The organism is Hyphomonas atlantica corrig. (genome assembly GCF_000682715.1).
GTDB classification, from domain to species: domain Bacteria; phylum Pseudomonadota; class Alphaproteobacteria; order Caulobacterales; family Hyphomonadaceae; genus Hyphomonas; species Hyphomonas atlantica.
The window spans coordinates 39,838-60,855 of sequence record NZ_AWFH01000045.1 but is presented as its reverse complement, the minus strand read 5'-3'; the positions used below and the strand labels follow the sequence as shown (position 1 = coordinate 60,855).

Below are 21,018 nucleotides of genomic sequence, written 5' to 3'. Positions count from 1 at the left end.
ACCGCTCTTGCGGTTCCCCAGCGTTGCTGGCTTGACCGTAACCGTGCGCGCAGAGACAAGACCATTGCCGCGAGATGTGTACACCTTACCTCAATATCAACAGATGAGGCATCAAGGTGAGGCCGGTAAGGATGAAAGCAGCGACTATGAGTGAACCGAGCCATACAGACCCAGTTGCCGCGTCTCTTCGCCAGCGCTTTCTGGAAGGGATGAGCCTCGTTGCGGCAACGGTGAATGTCATCACGACAGATGGCAAAGCTGGTCGGGCAGGTACCACGGCAACTGCAATGTCGTCAGTGAGTGCCGATACGCCGAACCCCACACTTCTGGTCTGCATCAATGAGTCGTCATCCTTGACGCCGGTCCTGCTGGGCAATGGCACGTTCTGCGTCAATGTGCTGAAGGACGATCAATCTCTTGTCGCCGACGTATTTGCGGGCATGCAGCGGGACACATTTGCGGACAAGTTTGATTGCACCCAGTGGCAATCCGGCAAGTTCGGCCAGCCGGTTATTGCCGGTTCTCTGGTCGCCTTTGAATGCAAACTGGTTTCCCATAATCAGGTCGGGACGCACCATGTCTGCATTGGCGAAGTGATCGATACGGTGTTGGGAGACACGGGAAATTCGCTGATCTATGCCAGCCGTGAGTATCGCACCACTGTGAAGCCTGATTAGACGTCGTTCGTATTGCCCGGCACTCCGTAGAAAGCACGGTACCAGTCAACAAAACGCCCGACACCTTCGCGCACTGATGTGGTCGGGTTGTAGTTCACTGCGGACTTCAGCAGCGACACGTCGGCATGGGTGCGTTTCACATCTCCCGGCTGCATGGGTAAAAGGTCACGTATCGCTTTCTTGCCGAGTACGTCTTCCAGGGCGTCGATGAAGTCCAGCAATGGTACCGGTTCGTTGTTTCCGATATTGAGTATTCGGAACGGTGCGCTTGATGTCGCTGGGTCTGGAGATCTCGCATCCCATTCGGGATTTGGCTTTGCCACATCAGCCGCTACACGCAGGACGCCTTCGACGATATCGTCGACATAAGTGAAGTCGCGCTCCAGCTGCCCCTCATTGTAGATAGGGATCGGCTCGCCTTTCAGGATCTTTTCTGTGAAGAGGAAGAGTGCCATGTCCGGGCGGCCCCAGGGGCCATACACCGTAAAGAAGCGCAGCGCTGTCGTCGGTATATTATAGAGATGGCTGTAGGCATGCGCCATCAGTTCATTGGCTCGTTTGGTGGCGGCATACAGCTGGAGTGGATGATCCGCGCCCCTGTGTTCTGAGTAGGGCGTGTCGTCATTCGCGCCATAGACGCTAGACGTTGACGCATACACCAGATGCGGTGTCTTCGCATTCCGGCATGCTTCGAGAATGTTGGCAAATCCGACGAGGTTAGATGAGACGTACTCATCAGGCGCCTCGATCGAGTGCCTCACGCCAGCTTGCGCGGCCAGATGGATGACGCGGCTGAAATGGTGCGAGTTGAAACAGGCATCGACGGCGGACTTGTCTGCGAGATCGGCTTTCACAAAGTCAAACCGTGTCCCGGTGCGGCTGGATACGCGCGCAATCTCGTCGAGCCGTGCCTGTTTCAGGGCCGGGTCATAGTAATCGTTCAGATTGTCCAAGCCGACGACTTCAATGCCCTGTTCCAGAAGGCGGCAAGTCGCATGGAACCCGATAAACCCGGCGGCACCGGTGACGAGATATGTACCGGTCTTGGCGGACGGGTTCTCTTCAGTTTGATCAACTGCTGACATGCGCCTGTTGCTCGTCTCCCACGCACTGGTTCGCAAGCCAGTGGTATTCTGTTCTGTTGCAGACCCTATCTCATTGGTCTGTCCAAAGTACCAGAGCGAGTCCCACTCAGACGCGCAGCCGCCAGGTTGGTGCGTCGGCTCCACATCTGCGCTCAGATGAATTAATCCAACCGTGCGAAGTCATTAGACCAGGTTTGGCGAGACGGGTAGGGACCGTGCTGTAGAAGTTGGATGTATATTCCAACAGCTCAGCGGGCCGTCATGGCGCCATCGACAACATGTTCCTGGCCGCTGATATAGCTCGATGCGTCTGACGCCAGGAACAGGATGAGTTCGGCAACCTCCTCCGGACGGCCTGCGCGCCCCATTGGGCTCGACTGCGAGGCGATTGCTTCGACGTCCATCTGGTTTGCCCCGGAATGCGCGGTAAGGGCGGATATGCGCTCTTCATCCATGACTTCAGTCATCCGCGTGATCGATTTCTGCCAGATGGGTGTATCGATGATGCCGGGGTGCACCGAATTCACGCGAATCCCTGTGCCCATCTGAGCGCATTCAACAGCGGCGGCTTTTGTAAACAAGCGAACAGCCCCTTTTGACGTGCAATAGGCGCTGGCCCCAGCCGCACCGCGCAAGCCGGCGACCGACGAGATGTTGATGATGGAGCCGCCACTGCTCATGGCGTTCATGGCGGCGCGCGTGCCGAGAAACACACTGTCTACGTTTACCGCCATTTGTCGCCGCCAGTCGTCCAGCGTGAAATCAGTGATGCCGCCTGCGATGGCAATGCCGGCATTGTTGACGAGCACCGAGGGCGTTCCGAACTTTTCTGTGGCCTCGGTGAAAACGTCCTCCCAGACAGCCTCGTCTGTCACATCCTGAGTAAGCGTAAGAATCTTGCCACCAGCGTCGGAAACCAGCTTTTCCGTGTCACGCAGGCCCTCGCTGTCCACATCCGTAGCGACGACGCACGCGCCCTCCCGAGCGAGCACGATTGCGCACGCTCTGCCGATCCCACTTGCCGCGCCAGTGATAATAGCGACCTTGCCTTCAATTTGAGCCATGTTTTCCTCCCGCTTTTTGCGGAATGTGTAGCAGCGGTGTGGCTTGACCTGCCAGTGGTTTTCGGGTTTACCCGCCGCCTGATAACGGGATGGTGCAGAGCCGCCGTTGAAATCGTGGGTGCGAATGAGCGTCGCCCACCGGCCTGCGTCGACAATGAGGTACTACCATGTCACGTCGCCATAGCGCGAAGTACAAAATCGACCGTCGCGTCGGTGAAAACATCTGGGGCCGTCCGAAGTCCCCCGTCAACAAGCGCAACTACAAGCCAGGTCAGCACGGTCAGAACCGTCGCAGCAAGACGTCTGACTTTGGTCTGCAGCTGATGGCCAAGCAGAAGCTGAAAGGCTACTACGGCGACATCACGGAAAAGCAGTTCCTTCGCATTTACGAAGAGGCCAACCGCCTGAAAGGCAACACGTCCGAAAACCTGATTGGTCTTCTGGAATCCCGCCTCGATGCCATCGTTTACCGCGCGAAATTCGTGCCGACGATCTTCGCAGCGCGCCAGTTCGTCAATCACGGCCACGTTCTGGTCAATGGTCGTCGTTGCAACATCGGTTCTGCGCGCCTGAAGCCAGGCGATGTGGTTCAGATCCGCGAGAAGTCCCGCAATATGGCTCTGGTTCTGGAAGCTCTCGGCAGTGCCGAACGCGACATTCCCGAGTATGTTGACGTTGACCCGAAAGCGATGACGGCAACCTTCGTTCGCGTGCCTGAACTGTCTGATGTGCCATATCCGGTGCAGATGGAACCTGCTCAGGTCGTCGAATTCTACTCCTCGTAAGAGGGCTGAATTCCTTGAAGAATTCAAAAGGCCGCGCCAGACTGGTGCGGCCTTTTTCATTGGAGAACCAAAATTCATGAACATTCCCGATATCGATGATGTCCGTCAGCATCTGATCGCGAAGCCGGGCCAGTCCTTTTCACTGGCTGCCAGACCGACCCGCGACCCAATCCTGTTCGATGACAAGGAAGATGCGAAGACAAGTCTGAAAAAGGACGCCGCGGTCATCAACGAACTGAAAGACATGCTCTATGCGCACAAGAAGCAGTCGGTGCTCGTGGTGCTGCAGGGAATGGATACGGCTGGCAAATCGGGAACCATCCGCAGCGTGTTCGCAGACACCACGCCTCTGGGCATGGAAGTGAAGGCGTTCAAAGCGCCCAGCAAGAACGAACTTGCGCGGGATTATTTGTGGCGCGTCCACAATGCGGTTCCGAAGAAAGGAAATATCGGCATCTTTGATCGTTCGCATTATGAAGATGTGCTGGTCGTCAAAGTTCGCAATTTTGCAAGCGCGAAAGACGTCGAGCGCCGTTACGATCAGATCAATGCATTCGAAAAGCACCTGACCGAAAATGGGGTGGTGATCGTCAAATGCATGCTGAACGTCGGCTATGAAGAACAAGGCGAACGCCTGGCTGAGCGACTGGTGGAGCCGCACAAGCTATGGAAATTCAATCCGGGAGATCTAGAAGATCGCAAGGACTGGGCGAAATTCATGGGGGCGTATGAGACAGCGGTTGAGCGCTGTTCCACGGAACATGCGCCCTGGTACGTGGTGCCGGCCGATAGCCGCACACGCCGGAACGCGATGATCGCGCGGCTGGTGCGGGGCGCGTTGGAAGACCTGAGCCTGGAATGGCCAAACCCCGGCTACAATCCGGCTGATTTTGATATCGGTTGACATTCGGCAAGAGGGGGGTGATTCCCCCTCTGTGCACTGATTGAGTTAGCCGCCGTGGAAGGACGTTGAGCCACCGCTGATGGATTTGTTCGCTGAGCGAGATGTGGGGTTACCATAAATGGCGACGCTGCCACCGCTCGACGTCTTGCTCGTCGCGGCGTTACTGGCAAATGCCTTGACTGATCCACCACTGCTGGCTTTTGCGGAGACAGAGCCGCATTCCAGTCCCTTGGCGTTGGCGCTGCCGCCGGAATTGGCTTTCACCTTCAAGCTGGAGCATGTGCCGTACACTGATACTGCTGCGCCGCTGGAGACATCCAGTTGCACACTGCCTTCTTCCAGCCCTTCAACAAGCAGGGACGATCCGGAGCTTGCCTCAATCTCTTCGAGGTTCGGAGCGGTGACAGTGAATTTCACGCGCACCTTGTCGCCCCAACCGCTTGTCGACTTGCGTGAAAGATAGAGCCGGTCACCATCAAGACGGACTTTCACGTCTTCCGGGCCTCCACGTGTGAAGTCTGCAGTCACGGAATATTCCGGTGCCCGGACGAATTTGACGTCAACACCTGCGGATATATCCAGTTCGTCAAAGCCGGATAGTTTGTAAACCTTGGGGGCATCGGCGGCAGCGTGCAGCATGGTTGCTGATACGGCCAGCGCCGCCAGTCCGGATGTGATGAGGGCAAGCTTTTTCATGGGAAGGGCCTCCTGGGCTGAGTATTTTTATCTGAAAGAAACGTCACCGCCACTGGATTCGCGCACGTCACGCTGGGCAGGGTTTCCAAAGATATTTATGTCTCCGCCACTGGAAGCAGACGCTTCCACAGTGTCGGTGACTGAGAGGTTCACGTCTGCACTGCTGGAGGCCTTTACCTTCGCGGAGGCACAGATGAGCTCGCGCCCTTCTACGTCCGCCGAGGAGGAGGCTGTGATGACGATGTGGTCGCACGTGCCGTCGAGTTCCAGATCTGCGCTCGACGAGGCTTCGAGTTCGATGTCAGCCCCGCCTGACAGGTTCAGTTCTACATCCGCGCTGGACGAGGCGGCGATGCGGATCTGCTGATCCGTTTCGGCGCGAGCTTCAACGTCGGCGCTTGAGGAGGCGTCAATTGAAAGGCGATTTGCAACGAGACGCTCAGCCTCGATATCGGAGGATGATGAGGCATCAATGCGGACTGAATTGGCGCGCCCGGAGATGATGAGATCCGCGCTTGAGGAAGCCTTGAGATCGAGGGCGTCAGCGTTGATGGAGTTGGCCGTAGTACGGGCGGAGCGAGATACGTCAATTCCAGATATTGCAGGCGAACTGATGCGCACTGTGTAGGACGGCACTTTCTTGCCATTCACCTTGGCGCGAAGTTCACCATTCCTGAAGTCCGTGGAGATGTTCGAGCGCCAGCCACTGCCTACGCTGATGCGATCGATCAACAATGTGTCGCCGTCTGTCTCAATATTGATGTCAGAGAAGTCACCGTTTGACTGTTCGACCGTTACGGAACTGGACGGGCCATTGTCATAAATGACCAGAATGGCTTCGCTGACGTCGAGCTTTGTGAAGTCGCCGACAGCATAATCCTTTGTGTCAGCGAGCGCGGGAAGGGCAGCGATAGCGAGAGCGGAAAGCGAAATGAGTGCGCGTTGCATGAAAGTCTCCATTTGCGTTGAAGACACTATGAGTTATCGAAATACGATATGTCAATCGTTGTTTTTCGATAAATTCAGCGGGGCTGAGCATCTGCCCCGGTCAGGTCTCTCTTTGGCGGCGCAGCACCATAGGGGGCTGTCCATAGGCACGCAGGAATGACAGGCGCATGCGATCAGCCTCTCGGAATCCCGTCGCCTGAGCAATCTGTTGCAAAGAGGTGGTAGAGCCTTCGACAAGATCGCGCGCAGCTTCGAGGCGTAGCTTTTCGATCAGGCGCGCCGGTGTTGTGCCGGTCTCGGTTTTGAAAACGCGCGCGAAATTTCTGGGACTCATGCGGGACTTTTCTGCCAGGATGTCGACGGTGAGCTCGCTGTCCAGATTCGTTTTGATCCAGGAAATGAGTGAGTCGAACTTGCCAGATGCGAGCTTCACCTCCTGCATCACCGAGAATTGTGACTGACCGCCATGCCGTCTTTGGTGAATAACGAGTTCGCGGGCTGCTTTTCGGGCGACCTCTTCTCCCAAATCGTCCTCAACGAGAGCCAGTGCGAGATCAATGCCTGCTGAAATGCCGGCCGACGTCCAGAATTTATCGTCTCGTACATAGATGCGATCGGCTTGCACCTGAACATTCGGGAAGCGGCGTGTCAGGTCCGGGCATCGACGCCAATGGGTCGTCGCTTTCCGGCCATCCAGCAAGCCTGCGGCCGCCAGAAGGAATGCGCCTGAGCAGACGGACGTTGTGCGGCGTGTGCGCTTTGAGAGGCTGCGGATTGCTGTCAGCAATCCGCCGTCATGCATGGCGGTGCGCGTACCTTCGCCGCCGGAGATGATCAGCGTGTCCAGAGCCATACGCTCCGCGAGGGGCTCTGTGTGAACCCGCACGCCGCAAGATGCGCGGACGCTCCCTCCGTGCTGGGAGTAGAGCGTGAACTCGTAAGGCGCTGGATCCATGCCCCGTATCGGCATTTCAAAGACGCTCGTTGGGCCTGCCATATCCAGAAGCTGGAAATCGTCAAAGACGAGCAGTCCGATCTTTCGGGAAATTGGCTTGGCATGAATCACTGGAATAATGTCCTTTCTGCCAAGTGCGTCTTACGCGAAACTGCGAAGGCAAACAAGGAGCACGCCATGTCCCCGCCATTCCGAACAGTCTTCGCGATCTATGATGACATGACCCATCTGGACTTCACTGGACCGCACCAAGTGCTGTGCCGCCTGCCGAAGTCTGAAACGCTGGTCGCAAGCCGAGACGGGGGGGCTGTGGTTGCCGAAGGCAATCTTGTGATTGGCAGGACGCAGGCGCTTTCAACCATCGATCGCTGCGACTTGCTGTGTGTTCCGGGCGGGGTGACTGCAACGCAGTGGACGCTGGACGACGCCTTCATTAAGCAGGTCCGCCGACTGGGGCTGCAGGCCACCTACATCACGTCAGTGTGCACCGGGTCCTTGATCCTGGGCGCGGCTGGCCTCTTGCAGGGTAAGAGGGCGGCCTGCCATTGGGCATGGCGAGATCTCCTCGCAGAGTTTGGAGCCGTGATCGACGATTCGAGAGTTGTTCGTGACGGGAACATCATCACCGGAGGCGGTGTAACGGCGGGAATTGATTTCGCCTTTACCATGGTTGCAGAGATTGCGGGCGAAGCCTACGCCAAGGCTTTGACGCTCGGCTATGAATACGCGCCATCACCGCCCTTTGCGGGAGGGCGACCTGAACTCGCCGAGCCCGACATTCTGGAAGTCTACCATGCACGCATGAAAGGGCTGATGGATGCGCGACGCGCTGAAGCGGTTGAGGCTGGCGCGCGGATGCGAGCTCAGGCCGGACGTCCGTAGAGGTCGTATTCGTCTGCATCTTCGATGGAGGCTGAAACGATATCGCCCGGCTTCAGATGGCTGGCATCGTCAAGATAGACGACCGCATCGACTTCGGGGGCATCTGCCTTTGTGCGTCCGATCATTTCTCCCGGCGTGTCGGATGGGCCGTCGATGATGACGTCCTGCACGGTGCCGATCTGCGCGGCCGCGCGGTCAGCAGATACTTTCGCCTGCACTTCCATGAAACGGTGCCAGCGCTCTTCTTTCACTTCTTCCGGGATATGGTCCGGCAAGCTGCGACTGTCTGCATGGGCGACGTTTTCATACTTGAAGCACCCTGCACGGTCGATCTTTGCCTCACGGATGAAGTCCAGCAGGATTTCGAAGTCTCCTTCGGTCTCACCGGGGAAGCCGACGATGAAGGTTGAGCGGATGGCAAGATCCGGTACATCGCGGCGCCATTGCAGGATACGCTCAAGCACCTTGTCCTGCTTGGCCGGGCGTTTCATAGCCTTCAGCACGTTCGCAGACGCATGTTGAAAAGGGATGTCCAGATAGGGCGTGATCAAACCCTCGGCCATCAGGGGAATGACATTGTCCACATGAGGGTAGGGGTACACGTAATGCATGCGCGTCCACACGCCGAGGCTGCCAAGCCCTTTGGCGAGATCCAGGAAGCGGGTCTGGTATTCGGTGCCGCGCCAGACCTCCGGCTTGTACCGCACATCAAGGCCATAGGCAGACGTATCCTGGCTGATCACCAGCAACTCCTTCACGCCCGCGCGTACAAGCTGTTCGCCCTCGGTCAGCACATGATGGATCGGGCGGGAAACCAGGTCACCGCGCAGTTTCGGGATGATACAAAAGCTGCACCGATTGTTGCAGCCTTCAGAAATCTTGAGATACGCATAGTGGCGGGGTGTCAGGCGCAGGCCGCTTTCGGGCACAAGGTCCATGTGAGGATTGTGCGGCGGTGTGAGGTGCGTGTGGACGGCGTCCATCACGGCCTCATATTGCTGCGGACCAGTGATCGCCAGAACCTTTGGATGAGCCTTTTCGATGACGTCCGGCTCAGCGCCAAGGCAACCTGTGACGATCACTTTGCCGTTTGATTCAATCGCCTCGCCAATTGCGCCCAGGCTTTCGTCGCGAGCGGAGTCGAGGAACCCGCACGTGTTCACGAGCACGAGGTCAGCGCCCTCATAGTCAGGTGCGATCTGGTACCCTTCCGCGCGCAGGCGGGTCACGATGCGTTCAGAGTCCACCAGCGCCTTTGGGCAACCGAGCGACACGATGCCGACTTTCGGTGCCTTGGCGGGGCGAATGGGAGCGGGAGCGAGGGATGCTGTGGTCATGCGCGCTCAGCTACAGGAAACGAGCCTGCATGCCTAGAAGGGAATGTTTCTCGCGATTGCGCGATTGGCAGTTGCAACATGCCTTCTGGCGCATTTTCCCAAACAGGCAATTTGCAGAAACACGCTTTGCGTTCTGTAAAGGATAAAGGGCTATGCTACACGAAGTTGTAGCAAGAGGCCGATATGTCCGATCCGTTTCTGACCATTGCCGCGTGGTGCGCAGCTCTGCTGGGGCTGGTTCTCGTGGCGTATACGCTCAAGAAATGGCGGCTGGCTGCCAAGGCTTGCTACCCGATGCCGTTTCGTCGCCGCAAAAGCTATCTCAGCGGTCTGGCATTCAGTGCTTTATTCTTTGCGGCGCCAGCTTTCGTGCATGGCAACACACTGATCCAGCATGCTGGCCTCGCGCATCTCTTCTCGGTCTGAGATCAGGCCTCTTCCAGCGCGATGCCATTGTCTTTCATGAAGTCGCGCAGTTCGCCGCTCTCGAACATCTCTTTCACGATGTCGCAACCACCGACAAATTCGCCCTTTACATAGAGCTGCGGGATGGTTGGCCAGTCGGAATAGGCCTTGATGCCTTCGCGCACAGCCTGATCTTCCAGAACGTTCGTCGAAACATATTCAACGCCAAGATAATCCAGCACTTGAACGACGACCGAGGAGAACCCGCATTGCGGGAAGGTCGGTGTGCCTTTCATGAAAAGCACAACGTCGTTGGATTTGACGGCCTTGTCGATGGCGTCGAGCGTGGCTTGGTCGGTCATACTGGTATCTCCGCTGTTGCCACAGCATGTGAGGTGGATACCCGGCAGCGTCAAGCTCTGACGCTGCCGAGCACATGAATGAGTTACCAGCCACAGCTTTCCGTGGCGTTTTCGTCCTTCAGATACAGCATCAGGGGATCGAAATACTCGATAATGGCGCTGCCATCCATTTCACGCGTTCCGGTGAACTCTTCCAGCGTGTCCGGCCAAGGCTGCGACGCACCCGCTTCCATCATGGCATTGAAGCGTTCGCCGACTTCCTTGTTGTCATAGATCGAGCAGCGGTGCAGCGGTCCTTCCCAGCCAGCCTGGTCGCAAGCCGCCTTGTGGAACTGGAACTGCATCACGAAGCTGAGGAAGTAGCGCAAATAAGGCGTATTCCCCGGAATGTGGTATTTCGCGCCGGGATCGAACGCGTCGGCCGGGCGCGGGGCAGGCGGCACAAGGCCCTGATTCTTCAGGCGCAGATCCCACCAGGCCGTGTTGTAGGCATCTGGCGCTGTCTCACCCGACAGTACACCCCAGCGCCAGCCATCGACTGTGATGGCGAAGGGCAGGAACGCGATCTTGTCGAGCGCGGTCTGCATCAGCAGGGCCGTGTCGGCGTCTGCGCCCGGTTTTTCGTCTTCCGAGATCAAGCCGATCTGTTCCAGATATTCCGGCGTGATCGACAGGGCGACGAAATCGCCAATGGCCTCGTGGAAGCCGTCATGCGCGCCGGTCTTGTAGAGATAGTCCTGATGCTTGTAGGCGCGCTGATAGAAATTGTGCCCCAGCTCATGGTGCACCGTGTAGAAGTCCTCCGAATTCACCTCTGTGCACATTTTGATGCGCACGTCTTCTTCGTCATCGAGGTTCCAGGCGGAGGCGTGGCAAACGACCTCTTTGCCTTCCGGGCGAACAATCATGGAGCGTTCCCAGAACGTTTCCGGCAGCGGGTCCAGTCCGAGCGAGGTGAAGAAGGCTTCCCCGGTCTCGACCATCTTGATGGCATCATAGCCCCGCTCGTTCAGCCGTTTGGTCAGGTCGTAGGGGATTTCGCCCGTATTTTCCGGTTCCACGATGTCATAGATGGACGACCATTGCTGGGCCCACATATTGCCGAGCAGGTCAGCGCGGATCGGGCCGGTGCGTGGCTGTACGTCATCGCCATATTCATCGTTCAGTTTCGCGCGCGTATAGCAGTGCAGCTCTTCGTACAGTGGCTCCACCTGGCTCCAAAGTCGCTCGACTTCTGCTTCCATGTCCGCGGGTGGCATGTCATAGCCAGACAGCCACATCTGATCGAGGCTTTCGAAGCCCAATTCGTTGGCGCCCTCATTGGCGATGTCGACCATGCGCGCATAATCGCCCTTCATGGGCGGCGATATTGTGCGCCAACCTTCCCAGACTTCCTTCAGCACTTCAGGATCACGATTGTTCTCGATGAGCGTGGACAGCTGATCGAGCGTCAGACCTTTTTCGACGATGTCGTCACGTTCCGCTTCACTGAGGTCGCCGAGCAATCTCAGGACCGAGTCCGTGTTCTCTTTCAGCTTGTAGCGGCCCGTGCTGTAGGTCGCGTCGAGGCGTGTGGTGATCTGGGACAATTCCTCTGCCGCACCGGCAGTAGATGGGGCGGGGATGGTGATGCCAGTGCGCAGCATGTTGAATTTGCGCGCCAGTTCCGTTGGCAGGACGCTGACATCGAATTGCTTGGACTCATTGGCTAGTGAAACAGCCAATTTCGTAGAGGCGGCACCAGCTTCCGCCGCGGCGGCGTTCGTTTCTGGCGTAATGTTGGTGGCCTGGTTCCAGTAGGCTTGGGCTGCGATATGGCTCTGAGCGGCAAGTTCCGCTTCGGCGCGTTCCATAAACGCGTAGGCGGCGGCGATTTCTTCCGAATGATCAGGCGCTTCGGTAATCTCCGCGAGCGTCTCAGGCATTGCGGTTGCGGCGTCCTCACTCTTCTCGGGTGCCGTACAGGCGGCGACAACAAAGCTCAGCGCAATGGCGCTGGTTGTCAGGCTCAGGCGTTTCATGGGCAATTCCTCATCCTTGGTTTCGGATGAAACAATATCGAACTGCCGTTTTCGTCAATGTTCCGGTGTCAGGATTCTGGCGCCTTGGTCTTCAGGGCGAGGGCATGCAGCTCGCCACCCATCGTGCCCTTGAGGGCAGCATAGACAAGCTGGTGCTGTTTTACGCGGTTCAGGCCGGAAAACTGGGGACTCACGATTTCGGCCTGCCAATGATTGTCGTCGCCCGCCAGGTCAGTCAGCGTGATTTCCGCTTCAGGAAAGGCATCGGTGAGATAACCGAGCAGGGTCTCGCGTGACATGGCCATGGGCTGTTCCTTCCAGTTGCGCCGCAGAGGTGGCGTGTCATGCCCGCGACGTCAAGCGCCCGGATGAAGCGATTGAGGTGAGCGCGTTACGCACCTAATATGCTGTTTCAGTTAGATTCCCGGATTTTCCCATGACCAAGCTGCGCGCCTTCATTCTCGCTGAAGTTCTTTTCGTGCTGACCATTATCGGCGTTGTGTTCGTCTACATGAATCAGGATCAGGAGACTGAGCCAGCGCTGAACCAGTATCGACCAATCTATATTGATGGCCCGGCAATGCTGAACTTCACCGAGACTTTGTCATCTGATGCGCTGGAGGGACGGGAAACCGGAACGTCGGGCAATGCGGCTGCTCAAGGGTTCATTCTCAAACGGTTCGAGACTCTTGGCCTGCGCCGGCCCGGCGAGACGTATGCGCACGAATTCGCAATCATTCAGACAGACGCGGAGGACGGCACGCCGGACAAAGGCACGAATTTGATCGGCTGGATTGCAGGCGAGACACCCGGCGAAGGGCCGATGCTGGTCGTGACGGCGCATTATGACCACCTCGGAATTCAGAAGGGCGAAATTTACAATGGTGCGGACGACAATGCCTCCGGCGTTGCGGCGTTGATCGGTGTTGCCGACTATTTTCGGCGCAATCCTCCGACCCATGACATTGTGTTCGCAGCGCTCGATGCCGAAGAGAAGGGTATGTTGGGCGCGCGCGCGATGGTGAGATCTGGCTTGATCGACTTGTCACGCGTGGCGCTGAATATCAACTTTGACATGGTCAGCCGATCCGAAGCGGGAGAACTTCATGTGGCCGGGACAACACCCTATCCGCAACTTAAGCCAGTGATAGAGGCGCTTTCCACAGACGCACCGGTCACGCTGCTGACCGGCCATGATTCTCCGGATCTTGGATATGATGACTGGACGAGCCAGTCAGATCATGTCGCCTTTCACGAAGTCGGTATCCCGTTTCTCTATTTCGGTGTCGAAGATCATGATGGCTATCATGATCCGTCTGATGACTACCTGAATATCACGCATGATTTCTTCGTGCGTGCGGGTGACACTCTGGCAATGACGGTCGATAGAATGGATGAATGGATCTCACTCTCCAGCGCGCCAGAATAGCAGGGGTTCATATTGATCCTGTAAAGGACAGGTGGGCGCAAACGTTGGAGGTTGAATTTGGTTCCAGAGGCGCTGCCAGACGGCCTTTTCGTATCGTCTCAGGGCTGGCTGAAACCTAAAAAATACTTTTATAAAACAACGGTAATGGTGATTAATCCGCATTAAGAATGTGTGGCTTTGCGGCAACGTGTGCAGGTTGCGGATTTGTCATCGGAACGGACACAGTTCAGACACGGTTTCCTTGTGGTCTCGCCGCTCTGGCGGGAGCTGATCACGTCTTTAAAGGAGACCACATGTTTAAGTATTTTCTGATCGCATCGACGGCAACAGGCCTGGCTATGGGTGCACAGGCCCAGTCTTATGACAGCGATACCGGCTTCTATCTGGACGGCGGTTATCAATATCTCGAAATCGAACCGGATGGCGCAGAACAAGGTGTTGACACGAACGGCATCGCCGCGCGTCTCGGTTACAAATTCAACAATGTCTTCAGCCTTGAAGGTGAATTGGCCTCCGGTATTGATGATGGCGAGTTCGACTACAATGTCGATGAAGACGAGTTCAATCTCGATGACAACAATGACGGCGATTTCAACGACCTGATCGCTGCTTCAGGTGATATTGGCCTGAACTACCTGGTGGGTCTCTATGGTCGTGCGGACCTTCCGGTAACGGAACGCATGGACCTGTTCGCTCGTGCTGGTTATGCCTACATCGACCTGGATGCCTCGCTGGCCACACCAGGCGGTGCGCCTATCACCGTCGAGGATTCCGAGGAAGGCCCAGCCGTTGGTGCGGGTGTAACTTACGACCTGACCGAGAACTGGCAGCTGCGCGGTGACTACACCTACTATTCGTTCGAAGACACCGACACGAATGGTGTGATGCTGGGCGTCGGCTACAAATTCTAGTCGATCACTTGATCACCAGAGCGAGCACCCCTTCTGCAGAATGCAGGAGGGGTGTTTCTCGTTCAGTCGACGGAGTTCATGTAGGACGGCAGCCAGCCTTCATGAGCGTCCCGCAGCGTCGCTACAGGCAAGGACTGCTCCCCTGCGCCAACGACCTTGAAGCCAATCGCGTCACCGCCAAACTTACCCACTTGTGTGAGTGACAGTCCGGCCTCGCCGATGGCCTTGCGGAATGCTTCTTCCTGGTCGGCTGATACAGCCACGACATAGCGGTCATGGTTTTCGCCGAAGAGGAATGCGGACGTACTCTCCGCTGGGGCGTAGATTTCGACACCCATGCCAGCAGCGAGCGCCATTTCTGTCACCGCGCAGGCCATGCCGCCATCGCTGGCGTCGTGGACGGCCGCAACCATGCCCGACGTGACGAGATCCCGGACAGTCCCGGCGGTTTTAACTGTGGTGGCCAGATCGACGGATGGCGGTGCCCCAAGGTCCTCGCCCTTGAGCGAGAGGATTGTGCGAGCGTACAGGGTTGCGCCTAACTCACCTCCAGCGTCACCGATCAGGAAGGCCAAATCGCCATCCTGCGCACCTTTCAACGTCGCAGTTTTCGACACATCCTCGATCAGGCCCACGCCGCCGACCACCGGCGTCGGCGGGATCGCCTTGCCGTCAGTCTCGTTGTAGAGGCTCACATTGCCGGACACGACGGGGAAGTCGAGCTCGCGGCAGGCCTCGGCCATGCCTTCAATGGCTTTGACGATATAGCCCATCGTGGCCGGCTTTTCCGGGTTGCCGAAATTCAAATTGTCCGTGATCGCGATCGGCGTGGCGCCGACGGCGGACAGGTTGCGATAGGCTTCTGCTACGACCGCCTTGCCGCCCTCAAAGGGGTCTGCGGCCACATAATGTGGGTTGCAGTCGGAACAGATGGCGAGCGCCTTGTTCGTGCGGTGGATGCGCACAATGGCGGCGTCGCCCTGGCTTTGCGAGGAGTCGACCGTGTCGCCCATCACGTGGCGGTCATATTGTTCCCAGATCCAGCGCTTGGAGGCCATATCGGGAGACGACATCAGCTTCAGCAGAACCTCGCCATAGTTTTCCGGCTCGGGATACTTCGTGATGTCCAGCGGCGCGCGCTTTGGCGGCTCGGTCCAGGGGCGGTCATAATTTGGTGCGTCGTCGGCCAAAGGCGCGACAGGAATATCGCAAACCTTTTCACCAAACTGCTTCAGGACGAGATGGCCATTGTCGGTCGTCTCGCCGATAACTTCTGCGTCGAGATCATATTTCTCGAAGATTGCCTTCGCCACGTCGATCTTGTCCGGATAGAGCACCATGAGCATGCGCTCCTGGCTCTCGGACAGCATGATCTCGTAGGCCGTCATGCCTTCTTCGCGCTGTGGAACCTTGTCGAGGTCCATGACCACGCCAATGCCTTCGCCATTCTCGCCGCCGCTTGCGGCCATCTCGACGGAGGAAGAGGTCAGGCCCGCTGCGCCCATGTCCTGGATCGCCTGAATGGCATCGGTCGCCATCAGCTCTAGACAGGCTTCGATCAGCAGCTTTTCGGTGAATGGGTCACCGACCTGAACCGTGGGGCGCTTTTCTTCGTCGCCTTCGGAGAACTCGGCAGACGCCATCGTGGCACCGTGGATGCCGTCACGACCCGTTTTGGAGCCGACATAGAAGATCGGGTTGCCGGGCGTCGCGCCGCGCGCATAGAAAATCTTGTCCTGATCGGCCAGGCCCACAGCCATCGCATTGACAAGAATGTTGCCATTGTAGCCTTCGTCGAACTGGGTCTCGCCCGCGACGGTCGGCACACCGACACAATTGCCGTATCCGCCAATACCGGCGACGACGCCGGCCACCAGGCTGCGCGTTTTCGGATGGCTCGGATCGCCAAAGCGCAATGCATTGACCAGCGCGATTGGCCGCGCGCCCATTGTGAACACATCTCGCAGAATCCCGCCCACGCCCGTCGCCGCGCCTTGGTAGGGCTCGATATAGGACGGGTGGTTGTGGCTCTCCATCTTGAAGATAGCGGCCTGTCCGTCGCCAATGTCGATCACACCCGCATTCTCGCCGGGGCCCTGAATGACTCGGTCATTCTTCGTCGGGAATTTGGACAGGTGACGACGCGAGGATTTGTAGGAGCAATGCTCTGACCACATCACCGAATAGATGCCGAGTTCGACAAGGTTCGGCTTGCGTCCGAGTCGGGAGACCAGCCGCTCCCATTCATCGGCCTTGATGCCATGTTCCAGGCCGGCAGTATCGTCCTGCTCGGCGGTGAGGTGGGCGAGGATCGCAGATGTGTCAGTCATGCCCGGCGCTTTAACCGCAAATGGCCCGAGTCGCCAGACTCTATTGCGGTTCAGCCGCCGAAGATGAACGATTTGCCATGATGGACAGGATTTAACGGAAACCGCGCCGGACAGATGCGCGTTTCATTGGGCAACCGGGACAGCGATTGGAAAGGACCCCGACCATGAGACACTTGCTTTTGTTTGCCGCGCCGCTGGCGCTCGTGGCGTGCGGCTCTGAGGTTAGCCAGACTGGTGGAGACACGATGCCCGCACCGTCGCCCATAGCCTCATCTGACAAGGAAAAGCCTGAAACGAAGCAACCTGAAAGGCAGGTCACTCAGGCCGCGGGAAGCTGGGCTGACGCAGATGCAACGTCTGGAGAACGCCTTGAATTCGTTTCGGAAGATGGCGAGACGGTTCTGGTTTCGCTGACGTGCCAGAAGCCGGACGCATTTGCGGGCGAAGGCGCTGCGAATGCGCTCGTCATGCGACGCGTCTATTCCGACGATGAAGCGCCAAACCAGATTGGCCTGCTGACCTCCGCTGGGAACGCTGCCATTCCGGCCCAGCTGGATGAGGATGCGGGGGAAGTGTCCGGCGTCTTCGACACCAGGTCCCAAGCCGCTCGTGCGCTTGCCAATGGTGCAGGTGACCTGCGCCTGGTGGTGGCACAGAGCGAATATGTCGTCCCGACAGATGAGCGGATCGAAGCCCTGATCGAATCCTGCCGTCCGCCAATCGAAACCAGCCTTGAAGCCGAGGATGCGAGCGATGCTGAGGACGCGGAAATGGAAGAATCCGAAGATCCGGCAACCGGCTCCTGATCAGCCTCCCATCGTCGCTGCAATCTGATCGATTGCGGCGACGTGCTTTGTCTTCTGATCGTCCGGCAGGAAGGACCCTGTAAAGCTGTTCTTGGCGAGCTGGACGATCTGATCTGACGATAGTTCGAGCGCTTCGGTGATCGCCTCATAGTTTTGCCCGATATAGCCGCCGAAATAAGCGGGATCGTCAGAGTTCACGCAGACGAGCAGACCTTCTTCGAGCTGACGCTTCACCGGGCTCTTTCGCAAATCGTCCAGTACGCACAGTGACAGGTTGGAGAGCGGGCAGTTGGTCAGGGGAATCTGCGTGTCGCGCAAGATTTCAATGAGCGCCGGATCTTCCATCGCCCGATTGCCGTGATCGATCCGGTCTGCGCCGATGTCCAGCAAGGCTTCACGTACATATTCCGGCGGACCTTCCTCGCCCGCATGGAGACAGAGCTTGAAGCCGAGTTCGCGGCACCGTTCGAACAGACGCTGGAATTTCAGGGGCGGGTGGCCGACTTCGGAACTGTCGAGCCCGACTCCGACAAAGTGTTCGTGCCAGGGCGTCGACTCATCCAGCAGGACAAAACCGTCCTCCTCGCTGAGGTGCCGCAAGAAGCTCATGATCAGTTCGGACGTGATGCCGAGTTCTTTCTCACCCCGCTCCAGCGCACCCAGAATACCTTCTGTGACAGCGCCAAAGGCCACCCCGCGCTCCGTATGAGCCTGTGGGTCGAAGAACATTTCGACATGAACGACATTGTCCGCCTTTGCGCGCTGCAGGTAGGCGAATGTCATCTCGTGAAAGTCCTGCTCGGTGCGCAGGACATTCATGCCCTGATAGTAAAGGTCGAGGAATTCCTGGAGATTGTTGAAGTCATAGGCCGCCTTGGCTTCGTCCAGCGTTTTGAACGGGATGTCGATCCGGTTACGCTCGGCCAGCGTCATCATCATTTCAGGTTCGAAACTGCCTTCAATGTGAAGGTGGAGTTCGGCCTTGGGGAGTTTGTGGATCAGGTCTGAGTGCGCGGACATGAGAGGGCCTCCGGTCTTTCGCCCATAGAGCGGGAAGCCGGTCTCAAGGGCAAGTCACAACTGCCTAACGCGCGCCGAGATAGGTCCAGTTGCGCAGGATCATCTCCATCGGTCCGCGTTGGAAGCGCATCCGCCAGAGGCTCGCAAAGGTCACGCTGAACAGGGCGACGAGGAAGGCGACGCCGATGCTCTGCGCCGCCGGGAGGGTCGCAAACAGACCAAACCCATAGGCGCTGAACAGCAGCGAAAAGATCAGACCTTGAAGCAGATAGGCCGTCAGAGATGACGTGCCGCCTCTCGCGAAGAACACGGTAATCGGGCCGGGCTGGCCTTCCGCCCATTTGGCAATCACCCCGAGATAGCCGAACGTCGAGAATGGGCTGCCTATGGCCACGAGCAGCATGCCGAGCATCATCAGCGGATCCATCATGCCGGTTCCGACGAGCATGAGCCAACCTCCGGCGCCGCTGATCAGCATGCCGAGCGGCAAAGCGTACCGGCGGGCAGGCTTCCAGATTGGGGCGGATGCGCGAGCTATGACACCGCTGCGCACGGCGGCGAGACCAAACAGGAAGAAGGCAAATGCGCCAAAGCCCTGGAACATCAGGATAAACGGGAACCCCGAAACGTATTCGCTTGTCCGGTACGCTGCCGCATCAAGGAAGCTGCCTGATCCAAAGACCTCAATGGCTCTTGAATCTTCGACCGCAAATTCCGCTGCTGTCTTCGCCATTTCTTCCGGCGCGAACGTCACCCCCAGATAGACCATCAGTGCCATCAGTCCGATCACCAGGATCTGGATGCCATAGATGATGCACCCCCACACTATGAGGGTTTTCTGGGATGCATTGCGGAACAGGAACAGGATCGTCCCGAGAACAGCATAGACGACGAGAATATCGCCGAAGAAGAAGCAGGCAATGTTGAGGGCGCCAAAGGCGAGCAAGCCGATGATGCGGCGCCAGTATCGCCCCGAAAAGGCGACGCCGCGCCGCGCGGCCGATTGCATCTGATAGGCAAAGCCCACCCCGAACATGAAGGAAAACAGTGAGTAGGACTTCATCAGGAACAGCGCATTCACGCCAAACCAGGCGGCTGTATCGAGCGAAGTCGGGGCAGCACCCTCATAATGATAGCTGCTCATCATCGGCCAGGCGAGCACGCCAACATTGACCAGCGCTATGCCGAAGAGTGCCCATGCGCGGGCGAGGTCCGGAAATATTTCGCGGCCAGCAGCCTGACTTTCCTCGAGATATGTCATGCGTTTCCCCTCCGGCACGGCTTTATCGAAATTCGATAATGCCCGGTGTACGGAGCGTCAAGAGCTATCTCGAAGCCGATTGGGTAGTAGAGGCTAGGCCGCGCTAAGCAGGCTTTCGAAGACGCCAAGACCGTCGGTGCCGCCTTCATGCCCGCCAATGGCGCGCTCCGGGTGGGGCATCATGCCGAGGATGCGGCCATTCTCGCTGAGGATGCCGGCGATGTCGCGCGCCGAGCCATTCGGGTTCTGGCCCTTGGCATAACGGAACGCCACGCGGCCTTCGCCTTCCAGCGTGTCCAGCGTGGCGTCATCGGCGAAATAATTGCCGTCATGATGCGCGACCGGAATGACGACTTCCGGCGTACCGGAATAGGCGCTGGTATAGGCCGTGTTCGCTGACTCCACGCTTAACGCCTGCGGACGGCACACGAAGTGGAGCGATGCATTGCGCATCAGCGCGCCGGGCAGAAGGCCCGTTTCGCACAGGATTTGGAAGCCATTGCAGACGCCGAGCACATAGCCGCCGCGCTCCGCATGCGCGTGAAGCTGAGAGATGATCGGTGAATTGCCAGCCATCGCGCCGCAGCGCAGATAGTCGCCATAGGAGAAGCCACCGGGGACCATGACGAGGTCCGTGCCGTCCGGAATGGTTCCGTCCTTGTGCCAGACCATAGCCGGGGCCTGGCCGGTTACCTGTGCAAGCGCGTCATAAGCGTCGCGGTCACAATTCGATCCGGGGAAGACAATCACAGCGGTTTTCATGCGCAGGGCTTTAGCAGGGAGTCGGGTGAAAAGGGAACAGGCATTTGCGGTGGTGAGGGTGAAAGAGCGGCAAAAAGCACAGAGGCGCGCATGCCGCCTTGCCGAATGAGGGCTTCAGGCACATTGTTCTGGCCATTCATATTCATGGGAGTGACCAGATGAAGAAACTCATGGCTGCAGCGCTTGCGCTCTCTCTGCTGCCGCTGGCGACGGCGTGCAACACGGTCGAAGGCGTTGGCCGCGATGTTCAGGCAGGTGGCGAAGTCGTCTCCGAAACTGCGCGGGACGTGAAGGAGAAGATGTCAAAATAGATTCGGCCTTCGTCTTTCCAGCCCTCAGAACGCAAAAGGCCCCAACGCGACGTCGGGGCCTTTCTTG

22 protein-coding genes are annotated in these 21,018 nt (G+C 57.9%); 9 read left to right on the top strand and 13 right to left on the bottom strand.

What is annotated here, in order from left to right; translation table 11 throughout:
• The first annotated feature begins 146 nt into the window (after positions 1-146).
• Positions 147-677: a flavin reductase gene (locus HY36_RS12990; RefSeq protein ID WP_051602811.1), complete on the top strand. Its 531-nt coding sequence runs from the start codon at positions 147-149 to the stop codon at positions 675-677.
• On the opposite strand, the gene HY36_RS12985 is transcribed toward HY36_RS12990, so the two are convergent.
• Together HY36_RS12985 and HY36_RS12980 are read right to left on the bottom strand one after the other, a co-directional pair.
• Entirely contained in the window at positions 674-1,762 is a 1,089-nt protein-coding gene (locus HY36_RS12985; protein WP_051602783.1) for an NAD-dependent epimerase, read from the bottom strand. The two genes, HY36_RS12990 and HY36_RS12985, sit on opposite strands and share 4 nt — an antisense overlap.
• Positions 1,763-2,010: 248 nt before the next feature.
• Complete coding sequence (locus tag HY36_RS12980; RefSeq protein ID WP_035553616.1) at positions 2,011-2,826, bottom strand: SDR family NAD(P)-dependent oxidoreductase; 816 nt, start codon at positions 2,824-2,826, stop codon at positions 2,011-2,013.
• A gap of 167 nt (positions 2,827-2,993) precedes the next feature.
• Here HY36_RS12980 and rpsD point away from each other — a divergent pair, with 167 nt between their 5' ends.
• Both rpsD and HY36_RS12970 read left to right on the top strand, forming a co-directional pair.
• Complete coding sequence (gene rpsD / locus HY36_RS12975; RefSeq protein WP_035553614.1) at positions 2,994-3,611, top strand: 30S ribosomal protein S4; 618 nt, start codon at positions 2,994-2,996, stop codon at positions 3,609-3,611.
• Between the two features lie 76 nt (positions 3,612-3,687).
• A complete protein-coding gene (locus HY36_RS12970) occupies positions 3,688-4,515 on the top strand; it encodes a PPK2 family polyphosphate kinase (protein WP_035553612.1) in 828 nt (275 codons plus the stop codon).
• Positions 4,516-4,560: 45 nt separating this feature from the next.
• Here the strand turns inward: HY36_RS12970 and HY36_RS12965 are convergent, their stop codons facing one another.
• The 3 genes from HY36_RS12965 to HY36_RS12955 all read right to left on the bottom strand — a co-directional run bounded on the left by HY36_RS12965 (position 4,561) and on the right by HY36_RS12955 (position 7,225).
• A complete protein-coding gene (locus tag HY36_RS12965) occupies positions 4,561-5,211 on the bottom strand; it encodes a GIN domain-containing protein (protein WP_035553610.1) in 651 nt (216 codons plus the stop codon).
• A gap of 27 nt (positions 5,212-5,238) precedes the next feature.
• Entirely contained in the window at positions 5,239-6,159 is a 921-nt protein-coding gene (locus HY36_RS12960) for a GIN domain-containing protein (RefSeq protein WP_035553607.1), read from the bottom strand.
• A 100-nt stretch (positions 6,160-6,259) separates the two neighbouring features.
• Positions 6,260-7,225: a GlxA family transcriptional regulator gene (locus HY36_RS12955; RefSeq protein ID WP_241764206.1), complete on the bottom strand. Its 966-nt coding sequence runs from the start codon at positions 7,223-7,225 to the stop codon at positions 6,260-6,262.
• Between the two features lie 66 nt (positions 7,226-7,291).
• Between HY36_RS12955 and HY36_RS12950 the strand changes: the two genes are divergently transcribed.
• Positions 7,292-7,996 (top strand): DJ-1/PfpI family protein, encoded by a 705-nt coding sequence (locus HY36_RS12950; RefSeq protein ID WP_035553604.1) that lies wholly within the window; start codon positions 7,292-7,294, stop codon positions 7,994-7,996.
• On the opposite strand, the gene rimO is transcribed toward HY36_RS12950, so the two are convergent.
• Positions 7,978-9,333: a 30S ribosomal protein S12 methylthiotransferase RimO gene (gene rimO, locus HY36_RS12945; RefSeq protein ID WP_051602782.1), complete on the bottom strand. Its 1,356-nt coding sequence runs from the start codon at positions 9,331-9,333 to the stop codon at positions 7,978-7,980. The two genes, HY36_RS12950 and rimO, sit on opposite strands and share 19 nt — an antisense overlap.
• 183 nt (positions 9,334-9,516) lie before the next feature.
• Between rimO and HY36_RS12940 the strand changes: the two genes are divergently transcribed.
• Positions 9,517-9,759 (top strand): hypothetical protein, encoded by a 243-nt coding sequence (locus tag HY36_RS12940; protein WP_035553602.1) that lies wholly within the window; start codon positions 9,517-9,519, stop codon positions 9,757-9,759.
• Between the two features lie 2 nt (positions 9,760-9,761).
• On the opposite strand, the gene grxD is transcribed toward HY36_RS12940, so the two are convergent.
• The 3 genes from grxD to HY36_RS12925 form a co-directional block, all read right to left on the bottom strand.
• Positions 9,762-10,100, bottom strand: coding sequence for a Grx4 family monothiol glutaredoxin (grxD, locus tag HY36_RS12935; RefSeq protein WP_035553600.1), 339 nt, complete (start codon positions 10,098-10,100; stop codon positions 9,762-9,764).
• 83 nt (positions 10,101-10,183) lie between these two features.
• On the bottom strand, positions 10,184-12,121 hold the full coding sequence (locus HY36_RS12930; protein ID WP_035553597.1) for a M2 family metallopeptidase: 1,938 nt from the start codon (positions 12,119-12,121) through the stop codon (positions 10,184-10,186).
• Between the two features lie 68 nt (positions 12,122-12,189).
• Entirely contained in the window at positions 12,190-12,426 is a 237-nt protein-coding gene (locus HY36_RS12925) for a BolA/IbaG family iron-sulfur metabolism protein (RefSeq protein ID WP_035553595.1), read from the bottom strand.
• A 131-nt stretch (positions 12,427-12,557) separates the two neighbouring features.
• Between HY36_RS12925 and HY36_RS12920 the strand changes: the two genes are divergently transcribed.
• On the top strand, positions 12,558-13,550 hold the full coding sequence (locus HY36_RS12920; RefSeq protein WP_051602781.1) for a M20/M25/M40 family metallo-hydrolase: 993 nt from the start codon (positions 12,558-12,560) through the stop codon (positions 13,548-13,550).
• A gap of 293 nt (positions 13,551-13,843) precedes the next feature.
• Positions 13,844-14,461, top strand: a complete 618-nt coding sequence (locus HY36_RS12915; RefSeq protein WP_035553593.1) for a porin family protein — start codon at positions 13,844-13,846, stop codon at positions 14,459-14,461.
• 62 nt (positions 14,462-14,523) lie between these two features.
• Here HY36_RS12915 and purL read toward each other — a convergent pair whose 3' ends face one another.
• Positions 14,524-16,791, bottom strand: coding sequence for a phosphoribosylformylglycinamidine synthase subunit PurL (purL, locus tag HY36_RS12910; RefSeq protein WP_035553590.1), 2,268 nt, complete (start codon positions 16,789-16,791; stop codon positions 14,524-14,526).
• A gap of 164 nt (positions 16,792-16,955) precedes the next feature.
• Between purL and HY36_RS12905 the strand changes: the two genes are divergently transcribed.
• Complete coding sequence (locus tag HY36_RS12905; RefSeq protein ID WP_035553587.1) at positions 16,956-17,597, top strand: hypothetical protein; 642 nt, start codon at positions 16,956-16,958, stop codon at positions 17,595-17,597.
• Here the strand turns inward: HY36_RS12905 and HY36_RS12900 are convergent, their stop codons facing one another.
• From HY36_RS12900 to purQ, 3 genes are all read right to left on the bottom strand, one after another.
• Complete coding sequence (locus HY36_RS12900) at positions 17,598-18,617, bottom strand: adenosine deaminase (RefSeq protein ID WP_035553585.1); 1,020 nt, start codon at positions 18,615-18,617, stop codon at positions 17,598-17,600. It abuts the gene before it with no gap.
• Positions 18,618-18,681: 64 nt separating this feature from the next.
• The gene (locus HY36_RS12895; RefSeq protein WP_035553583.1) at positions 18,682-19,878 is read right to left on the bottom strand and encodes a DUF418 domain-containing protein; all 1,197 of its coding nucleotides are present in this window, start codon (positions 19,876-19,878) and stop codon (positions 18,682-18,684) included.
• A gap of 93 nt (positions 19,879-19,971) precedes the next feature.
• Positions 19,972-20,640 carry a phosphoribosylformylglycinamidine synthase subunit PurQ gene (gene purQ / locus HY36_RS12890; protein WP_035553581.1) on the bottom strand — a complete coding sequence of 223 codons (669 nt, stop codon included), beginning with the start codon at positions 20,638-20,640 and terminating at the stop codon, positions 19,972-19,974.
• Positions 20,641-20,798: 158 nt separating this feature from the next.
• Between purQ and HY36_RS12885 the strand changes: the two genes are divergently transcribed.
• Positions 20,799-20,951: an entericidin A/B family lipoprotein gene (locus HY36_RS12885; RefSeq protein ID WP_035554000.1), complete on the top strand. Its 153-nt coding sequence runs from the start codon at positions 20,799-20,801 to the stop codon at positions 20,949-20,951.
• Positions 20,952-21,018 lie beyond the last annotated feature (67 nt).